General features: G+C 54.6%; 9 protein-coding genes. All 9 read right to left on the minus strand.

Translation table 11 applies throughout. The annotated features are described in order from the left end of the window. Nucleotides 1-367: 367 nt before the first annotated feature. The 9 genes from PACILC2_RS24125 to PACILC2_RS24160 all read right to left on the minus strand — a co-directional run bounded on the left by PACILC2_RS24125 (nucleotide 368) and on the right by PACILC2_RS24160 (nucleotide 9001). Entirely contained in the window at nucleotides 368-1483 is a 1116-nt protein-coding gene (locus PACILC2_RS24125) for a serine hydrolase domain-containing protein (protein WP_244863818.1), read from the minus strand. A gap of 223 nt (nucleotides 1484-1706) precedes the next feature. Beyond that, complete coding sequence (locus PACILC2_RS24130) at nucleotides 1707-2537, minus strand: alpha/beta hydrolase (protein ID WP_213531400.1); 831 nt, start codon at nucleotides 2535-2537, stop codon at nucleotides 1707-1709. Nucleotides 2538-2581: 44 nt separating this feature from the next. Beyond that, nucleotides 2582-2950, minus strand: coding sequence for an alpha/beta hydrolase-fold protein (locus tag PACILC2_RS28200; protein WP_280515396.1), 369 nt, complete (start codon nucleotides 2948-2950; stop codon nucleotides 2582-2584). Further along, complete coding sequence (locus PACILC2_RS28205; RefSeq protein WP_280515395.1) at nucleotides 2869-3318, minus strand: alpha/beta hydrolase-fold protein; 450 nt, start codon at nucleotides 3316-3318, stop codon at nucleotides 2869-2871. The genes PACILC2_RS28200 and PACILC2_RS28205 overlap by 82 nt, the downstream gene beginning before the upstream one ends. 93 nt (nucleotides 3319-3411) lie before the next feature. Next, entirely contained in the window at nucleotides 3412-4440 is a 1029-nt protein-coding gene (locus tag PACILC2_RS24140) for a FecCD family ABC transporter permease (RefSeq protein ID WP_062494404.1), read from the minus strand. Beyond that, the gene (locus tag PACILC2_RS24145; RefSeq protein WP_213531402.1) at nucleotides 4433-5443 is read right to left on the minus strand and encodes a FecCD family ABC transporter permease; all 1011 of its coding nucleotides are present in this window, start codon (nucleotides 5441-5443) and stop codon (nucleotides 4433-4435) included. Before PACILC2_RS24145 ends, PACILC2_RS24140 begins: the two co-directional genes overlap by 8 nt. Nucleotides 5444-5452: 9 nt before the next feature. Then, nucleotides 5453-6508 carry an ABC transporter substrate-binding protein gene (locus PACILC2_RS24150; protein WP_213531404.1) on the minus strand — a complete coding sequence of 352 codons (1056 nt, stop codon included), beginning with the start codon at nucleotides 6506-6508 and terminating at the stop codon, nucleotides 5453-5455. Nucleotides 6509-6610: 102 nt separating this feature from the next. After that, nucleotides 6611-7933: a helix-turn-helix domain-containing protein gene (locus PACILC2_RS24155; protein ID WP_213531406.1), complete on the minus strand. Its 1323-nt coding sequence runs from the start codon at nucleotides 7931-7933 to the stop codon at nucleotides 6611-6613. A 516-nt stretch (nucleotides 7934-8449) separates the two neighbouring features. After that, nucleotides 8450-9001 (minus strand): NADPH-dependent FMN reductase, encoded by a 552-nt coding sequence (locus tag PACILC2_RS24160; protein ID WP_062494411.1) that lies wholly within the window; start codon nucleotides 8999-9001, stop codon nucleotides 8450-8452. Between the last annotated feature and the right edge of the window lie 122 nt (nucleotides 9002-9123).

A 9123-nucleotide genomic window follows, 5' to 3' on the forward strand; every position in this document is an offset into this window, starting at 1 on the left:
TGAGCAACGCTATTTGCTTAAAAGTGATCGAATTCGGGCGAAATATCGAAAATAAGGTGGCTCAGATTCGTTAAATCTGAAAAAGCAGCTTATTGGCGAAAATAAGGCTTGTGATATTCGTTAGAGTAACATTTCATCTAGAAAGACGCTTCGTCATAGAGAATGTGGCTTAAAGCACCGCAAACGCTCCGTCAGAATTGCGTGCCTTAACATGCCCAAGTGCTCCATCAGAACAGCGTTCATTAACGATATCAACGTCCCCCCCACGCGAACGCCCTCCGGGCACGCTCCTACCAAAAAAACGCAGCCGTATCAGCTGCGTTTCGCGCTTATGCATGATCGAGCATGAACCCGCGACCTCTGCGCTTCATGGCCGCACAGCCACAATGCTGTCAATCAATCTTTGATACTTTGCGAAGGACGTTAAAAATAAATAGTTCATACTTTTCGACCGATACGCGGTTTGATTGAAGCTCCCCATAGCATATACATCCAAATTTGGGAAGTATAACATAAAAGCGCCGCTGGCACCGAGATGACCCCAAGCCAAATATTTCTGAGTGAAAGGGATAAACCGCATCCTCATAAGCCCATAGCCATATTCCATTCCCGGCCACATTTTGTTCCAGTTCTGCATGGCGTTCAATATTTCCGGTTTCACCAGTCGATTTTCAACCAACGCTTTCATGAAGAGCAGCAGATCTTCTGTCGTGCAGACCGCTTGACCTCCAGCATAAAAACTGCTAAAGCTGCGATATTCATCGACATTGACTTTTAAATGGTTCAGATACACGTGAGCTACCGGATATTCGCTTTGAACGGCAGATTCGGAATAATGGGATAAATAAGAGTGTCTCATCTGCAGAGGTCTGAAGATATAATCATGCAAAATTTCATGATAAGGTTTTGAAGTAATCGATTCGATGATGAGCCCTAACAGATTGTAGCCTGTGTCCGTATAATGAATCCCTTTGCCCGGGGGAAAGCGCGGTTCCAGGTGTTGCTTGGACCATTGGATGGTTTCTTCGGCTGTCCAAAAGCGCGAGGGATCTTCCAATATATCTTGCATAAACGCTCGGTGTCGCTTCGGTTTATCTTCAAAATAATCGGGCACGCCCGACGTATTGTTTAATAAATGTTTGATCTGAATATCGTATGTATAATCTTTTCCTTTAAACAGGTGCAGACCTTCAAGAATCGTTGAAGGCAAATAACGGGCAATTGGATCTTCGAACTTGGCGAGACCTCTTTCGACCAGTTTCGCTACGATTACCGATGTAAACGTTTTACCAACACTTGCCGTGTGAAAAGGCTGGTGCGGATTAACCGGTGCCTCATCCGTTTTTCCAGCGGCCATAGGCCAATGGATATTTAGCTTGTCCGAATGTATGAGCATATGTACTTGATGGAGCTTCGGATCCGATGCCACTTTCCTCTTCAGCTTTTCCTCGATCTGTTGCCTTACAAGCTCTTTACTCAACATGCCTCCCATTCTCCCCCTTTCTAGTTGCTTCAATTATATATCATACGATATATAATATGCGTGGAATTGAATAACTGTCCAAAAATTCTTGCGTTCCCTTTAGGCATAAAAAAATCCCCCCTTACAGCAACAGGTTCTAGCATTTAGCCTGTCTGCTATAAAGGGGAGCCGTTCTTTCTAGCGGACGGGACGCCCCGTTCTTTCGCGCACGCATCGGCCGGCGTCATGACTTGGGACGATTATCATGATTCGGGTCAAGAAAACGAACCGCCCGCCCGATCAAAGGCGCCACCACGGACAAATGACCCTCGTCTTCGTAGCAGCGGTACTGAACGGCGAAGCCGGGAATATCCGCCGCGAGCAGACGCTCGTACATTTGCCGGGCATCGCGCACCATATGCGGCTTTTCCAGGCTGCCGACCCCGATCAATAGCGACGCCCGCCAATCCGCTTGCTTCCCGGACTCCGCGAACCGTTCCGCATCAGGGACGATATACCCGTTCTTCCACCAGATGGACGGACTTCCCGCAACGTAATACTGAAAAGCGTCGCATCGGCGAAACAGCGCATACAGCACAAACCATCCGCCAAGCGAATGTCCGAACAGCATTTGCCGGCTGCGGTCGATCGTATACAACCGTTCGATACCAGGCTTCAGCTCTTCCTCGATAAACTGCAAAAAATCCGCCGCCCCGCCCGTCGCCGGCCACGGCGAACGGTCCTTGCGCGGCGGCAATTCGTCGTCAGCCGCGTATACGGTGTAATCGTAAAAACGCGCCTGCGTATCCAGCGGCCGATCCGTTTCATATCCGATGCCGATGACGACGGACGGATCGACCCGGTAAGGTCCTTGACCGAGCAGACGCACGGTTTCCACCATCGTCCCGAAGGCGGCGTTCGCATCCAGCATGTAGATGACCGGAAATCCCGCCTCCGGGACCGCCGCATCCGGCATCCAGGCCATAATCCGGTAGCGGCGGCCGGTCCGGCCGGTCATCGTCCACTGCTCCGCCCCCGGTATGGCGAAAGCGGAACGGCCGTTGTTATCGACCATTACGATTTCTCCCCTTTCTCTCCACCCGCTGCGCCGTCTTGCTCCTAATGGCCGAACAGCCAGAGCATCGCATTCATAAATCGTTGCGTGAAGAAGAAGGCGTCATGCGTACCGTTCGCATCGGTCTCGAACTTCAGGCGATCCTGCGGAAAGCCTTTGGCAAGCAGCAAAGCGCTGGCCTCTTTCGTCCGTTCCACCATTTCGCGCTGAATGTTCGGCTTGTAGATGCCTTCCAGCTCGCCGACGTACATGTAGATGCAATGCGTCCCATCGGGGACAGGCGTCTCGCGCATAAAGGCAAGAAAGCCTTCATACCAGAACGACGCCGAAATCATGGCGATCTTGCCGAACAGCTCCGGGTACCGGTAATAGGCGTAGGCGCTGACAAGTCCGCCGAAAGAGCAGCCGGCAATTCCCGTGTTCTCAGGCTCCGGCCGGTCGGATAAGCCGCGTCGACATGCGGCTTGATCTGTTCGGCGAGCGCCCTCAGATAATGCCCGGCGCCGCCGCCGAAGTCCGGTTGCCCCGGAAGCAGCGCCCGGGCCGGCCAGGGCGTATAATCATCGTTGCGGTTGTGCGGTTTGACGCCCACAAAGATCATTTTCGGCAAACGTTTCGTCATGACCAAGTGGTCGATATAGTTAAAGCCCGATCGCACGACATTTCCGTCGTCCTGTACGTACACAACGGGGTAGCGCTCGCGGACCTTCCCATAGTCATGGGGCAAATAAATTGACAGTTCAAATCCGGCCGCCTCATCTTTCCTGAACCTTTCGAACATCCTTCTCTCTCCTTGAGACTTTGCAAAGCAAAGCCCGCTTCGTCAGCCATAGCTGGGGGCGGCAGAGGTACGTATATGGGAGGACTGCAAGTCCTACCTTCTCCTGGACCGGTACAGCAAATAAATAAAATAAGGAACGCCGATAATCGAGATCACGATGCCGACAGGCAGCTGCGCCGGCGCAAATACCGTCTTGCCGATAAAATCCCCGACGACGACCAGCGCCATTCCGATTGCGCCGCATGCCGGAACGATATATTTGTAAGGAATGCCGATAAGCCTTCTCGCCATGTGCGGAGCAATCAGGCCGACAAACCCGATGCTGCCGGATACCGTGACGCATGCGCTGACCAGCCCGGCGCAGCACAGCAGCAAAATTTGCCTTTCCCGCTTCGTACGGACGCCCAATCCTTTGACGCTCGCTTCGTTCAGCTGCAGAAGGTCGAGAATCGGCGCCTTTCTCCAAATGACCGGCACCAGAATGAGCAGCCATGGCAAAATCGTCACGACGTGCTTCCAGGTCGCGCTGTAAATGCTGCCCGAGAGCCATACCGTAGCCATCTCGAAATCTTGCGGATTCATCTTCAGCGAAATATAGAGCGTCAAGGCGCTGAAACCCGAACCGAGCGCGATCCCGACAAGAATGAGCCGCTGCGGCTCCAGTTCGCCATGACGCCTCGCGAAGAGATACAGCAACACAACCGCGGCAATTCCCCCGACCCAGCCGAACATCGGCATCGTCATAACCGTCAGCCAGCCGGGCGACCTCATCGTCCCATGAAAAAGAAACATGCCGAGCACAACCGACGCGCCGGCTGCCGCATGAATGCCCAGAATGCCGGGATCGGCAAGCGCGTTCCGCGTCATTCCCTGCAGCGCGGCGCCGGCAACGCCCAGGGCGAAACCGACCAAAGCGCCGATCAGAATGCGGGGCAGTCGAAATTCGAAGATGACGAGATCATGTTCCCGGCTCGGGTCCATCCTTAGAAGCGTCCGGACGATGTCGGCTATGGAAATATCGAACGTGCCGTTCGTCAAACTGACATACATGCCGCAGAGCGCCGCGGCGCACGCAGAGAAGAAGACCAGCCGGAATCGTCTTGCCTGTACGGATTTAGCCACTTCTGCCTCCTCCTCTCTTGCGGATCAAATAGAGGAAATAAGGCACGCCGAACAGAGCGGTCACAACCCCCACCGGCGTTTCGAACGGATGGTTGACGAACCGGCTGATCAGATCGCACCATGCCAGGAAGAACGCGCCAAGCAAGGCGCCATACGGAATGATCCGCCGATAGTCCTGCCCGACCAGGAAACGGGCAATATGGGGAATGATCAGACCGATAAAAGCGATCTTTCCCGCGATCGCCACCGAAATGCCGGTCAGCAGCATGACGCTGAGCATGGCCAACGATTTGATCAAGCGAATACGGACGCCGAGTCCGGCGGCCGTCTCGTCGCCGAAGGACAGCGCCGTAATCCGGCGCGACGTCATCAGCGCGATCGCAAGACCGGCCACCGCAAACGGGATCGACAGCCGAATGACCGCAGGGTCCATCTGATGCAGCCGGGCATTATACCAGAAGCTGATATTTTGGGATACCTGAAAGTAAGTGGACAACGCCTGGGATACGCCGTTCAGGAACATGCCGATGACCGTCCCCAGAACCGCCAGCGACACCGGCGACATGCCGCCGGGAAGCAGCCGCGCTGCGCCGAACACCAGCAAGGCGCCGAAGGCGGATCCGATGACGGACCATACGATCATCGACATGGCGGAGTCGCCCGGCATCCAAATCATGCACAGCGTGATCGCGAATACCGAGCCGTCCGAAACCCCCATAATGGAAGGGGATGCAAGATCGTTTCTCGTCATCCCCTGCATCAACGCACCCGAGACCGCGAGGAATGCGCCGACCAGCAAAGCGCCGATTGCGCGCGGAATTCTCGAAGTGCGAACAATCAGATGATCCATATTCTCCGGATCGTAATGAAACAATGCGTCCCACACCGTTGCGGCATCCATCGATTTCGTTCCATAGCGCACCGACAGCACGAACGTCGCAGCGATAAGCAGCAGTCCGGTTGTGAGCAGCGCCGCGTGCCTGACTCCTGGATTGGAACGCATGCGGTCCCCCTACTTCGCGAGTTGTTCCAGCATCGCTTTCAAAAACTCCGTCCGGCTCCATGCCGGCCCGCCTTCGGACAGCGGATCGATGAGGTTTACGAATACGTTGCCTTCTTTAACCGCCGTAACCGCTTGAACGATCGGGTTGTCAAGCACATCCTGCAGCGCATTCTGCGTATCCTTGTTCTCATCTTCAGAGAACTGGAGGAACAGGTAATCCGGGTTCATCGCCGCCAGCTGTTCGACCGATATCGCTTCCTGAGCTTTGGCCGCCGCCACGGCTTCCGGCACGTCCAGACCGAGGTCACCATACAGAATCGGGTTGACGAATACCGTCTGCGGATAGATGAACAACTGGCCCGAACGAATCCGAATCGCGACGACCTTCTTCCCTTTCAGCTTCTCCACAAGCGCCGGCTTGGCGGCTTCGACTTCCGCTTTGTACTTGTCGATCACCTGTTTGGCCAAATCCTGCTTGCCTGTCAATTCTCCGAGCAGCATCAAATTCGCCTCCCAATCCGTGGCGATATGGGAGACCGGAATGAGCGTGGCAATTTTGCTCAATTGTTCCTTGACTTCCTCGGGGAACTTCGTCGTGCCCAGAATGACGTCCGGCTGCAGCTTCAGGATCGTCTCAAAGTTCGGTTCCGCCTTCTCGCCGATCGACTCGGCCTGATCGGTAATGGGCGCGAAACGTTCGGGGAATTTGCCCGCGTACGTGACCGCACCGACCGGATGAACGTCGAGAACGAGCGCATCCTCGTGCGCCTCCATCGATCCGGTAATGACAATCCGCACTACACGGGCAGGGACGGTATAGCTTTGACCCAAATATTCTATTGTGCGTTCGCCCGTCTCACCGCCAGTCGAAGCCGAAGCCTCTTCGCCGCCGCTGTTCGTGCCGTTCCCATTCGAAGACGCCGCCGTTTCGTTGCTTTCGTTCGCAGCCGCAGGTGTCTCGCCGGCCGCCCCTTTCGTGTCCGAACTGTTGCCGCCTCCGCAGGCCGCCAGAAGAATCAGAAATAATGCCAATACGATTGCTGCGCCAAGTCTGCGTTTTCTCATCTTTCGAAATTGCCTCCCTCTTCTTTCTCCAGACCATTGCTTGTCATTGATAATGATTATCACTATTACAGTATAAAAAGTGTGCCGGACATGATCCATGGATTAAATCCGGATAAGTGATGGATGATCGGCGGTTAACAATTGTTCGGCGTATTCCAGCATCCGCAGCATGGCATGGGCGGAATATTCCCGCCACGGATCGGACGGAAGCTCATAGACACGCTTGCGCTGCACCGCCGCTATCGCTTGCCACTGCGGATCGTACTGCAGCTTCGTCCAATGCGCCAACGTGTCGTTGTCACGGCGAATCAGCATCAGCATATAATCCGCATTCAGCCGGTCAATTTCTTCCACGGCGATCGGCCTGTCATAGGTCGGCATCTCGCTTCGGCAGGCCGGCGACAGCCCGAGATCGCGATAGAGAACGTCCGCCATTCCGCCGTTGCAATGCAAGTACAGCCGGTTGCCGACCATGCGCAAGCCGACGAACGTCTTCCCGCCCACATAGGGCTGAAGCCGCTTGCGCGCATCCCGCGCTTTGTGCTCATACGCCTCCAGCCACTTCCCGGCCTGCCACGTCTCTCCGAGCTCCGCGGCCAAATACTGAAGCTGCTCCCGCCAGTTCGTTTCCTTGCGGGGCAGGCATAGAAGCGGAGCGATTTGCCCGAGGGCCCGCTTCTCCTGCTCCTCGAGATCGTCCGTCGTCACAATGAGATCGACCGCAAGCCGCCCCAGCTTGACGACGTTCATCCGCCAATCCTGATTATAGCGGTAAGCGCTCAGATGGATCGGAATTTCATGCCGATAGTCCCGGTAATAGCTCTCCGTCCATTTCGGGTGGAGCGGCGCAGCGTACGGCATAACATTCAATGCCAGCAAATGGCCGATAATCCAGGGCCGATAGGCGACCAGCTTGCGCCGGCGGCTGTTCATGTACGAGGTGGGCGAGACGCCGATCTCCTTCTTGAATTTCCTGCTGAAGTAAAATTCGTCCGCATAGCCGACTCTGTGCGCGATGTCGCGCAGTTTGAAACGGGAATGCAGCATCAGGCGCTTCGCTTCCCGCAGCCTCAACTCGGTCACATACGACGTGACGCTTTTTCCGTACATTTTGTGAAACAGTTCGGCAAAGTATTTCGGACTTAATCCCAGTTGGCCGGCCAATAAACCGGCGGTGATCGGCTCTCTGTAATGCTCTTCGATATATCGTTTGGCGGACACTATGGCGTGAGTTGTTCCGGTTGTTTGCTGCATCCGGTAAAGCTCGATATGAAGCAAAAGCTTTTGAAATTCGATCTGGCTGCGAAACCGGTCACTGCTGCTCGGACGAATCCATCGGCTATACAGTTCTCTGCATATGGCCGGGAGATTCGGCTCGGAGCCGGTATCGATCTTGCATTGGCGAGGGAACAGCTCAACATCCATTGCCGGTTGAAACCCGCCAAGATTTTCAGATTCTGACCCGACCTGGCCGGGCAAGTACACGTCGAAATGGACGATATACATTTCCAGATCTGCATTGCATTCTGCTGTCCCGAACGTTTGCCCGGGCAGGCCAAATAGACCGAATGACCGTCCAGCGTCGCTTCGACATGGTCCAGTTCAAGCCGGACATGTCCATTCGTCACAATGACAAGCGAATAAGCGGATGCAAGCCGTTGATCCAACCGCTCGCCCGAAATGCCTTGCACGTATTCGACGGAACGCAATCTATACATGTATTGGTCCAGCTTGATTCCTCGGCCATCGCTTTCGACTTTGTCCAACATCGTTTCAAAGCACCACCGTAACGGGAAATTGTATTCATTATATTGATAATGATTATCAAAATCAACATTAATGAAGATATGGCAGCGAACACGAAAAAACCTGCGGCGCAAATTCCCGAAGGAATCCGGTCGCAGGTTGTGGACAGCCTTATGGAGCCGCGCCGCGGCGCGGTTAACGCAACGTTTTGAGAGCTTTGCTCCAGGCGACGACTTCGCTCAGCATCGTGTTCACGTTGTCGGTATGAAGCGCCGCCGGCTTGAACGTGGAGAAATTTTCGAAATCGGTAAACAGCGACAGCGTCGGATGCGTCCGGACGTCCGCCACCTTCAGCTCGCCCAGAATGCCGCGCAGATGCTCGGCCGCGCGGGCTCCGCCAGTCGAACCGTAGCTGACGATGCCTGCCGCCTTGTTGTTCCATTCTTCGCGGGCCAGGTCCAGCGCATTTTTCAGCGCGGCGGTGATGCTGTGGTTGTACTCCTGCACGATAAAGACGAACCCGTCGAGACTTTTCAGCTTCTCGGACCAGGCCTTGATTCCCGGTTCCTGGCCGTCGGTTTCTCCCAGTAAAGGAAGCTTGTAATCGGCGATATCGACGATTTCATAATCCGCGTCGCCGCGTTGATCGGCAATTCCTTTCACCCATTCGCCAACCTGGGGGCTGACGCGTCCCTGGCGGGTGCTGCCCAAAATAATGCCAATTTTCAAATCTGCCACTGGTCTCATCTCCTTTTTATTGTGCTTAACAAATATTGAGCTACTAATGTTTCGTAAGTGATTAGATTATATTTCGATTTGGGCCGTTCGTCAAGTGCGGAAGGAACGACTGTCAGTGTCAAGTCAGTGTG

Origin of the sequence: Paenibacillus cisolokensis (assembly GCF_018403665.1) — a bacterium.
In the GTDB taxonomy this organism is placed as follows: Bacteria; Bacillota; Bacilli; order Paenibacillales; family Paenibacillaceae; genus Paenibacillus_AH; species Paenibacillus_AH cisolokensis.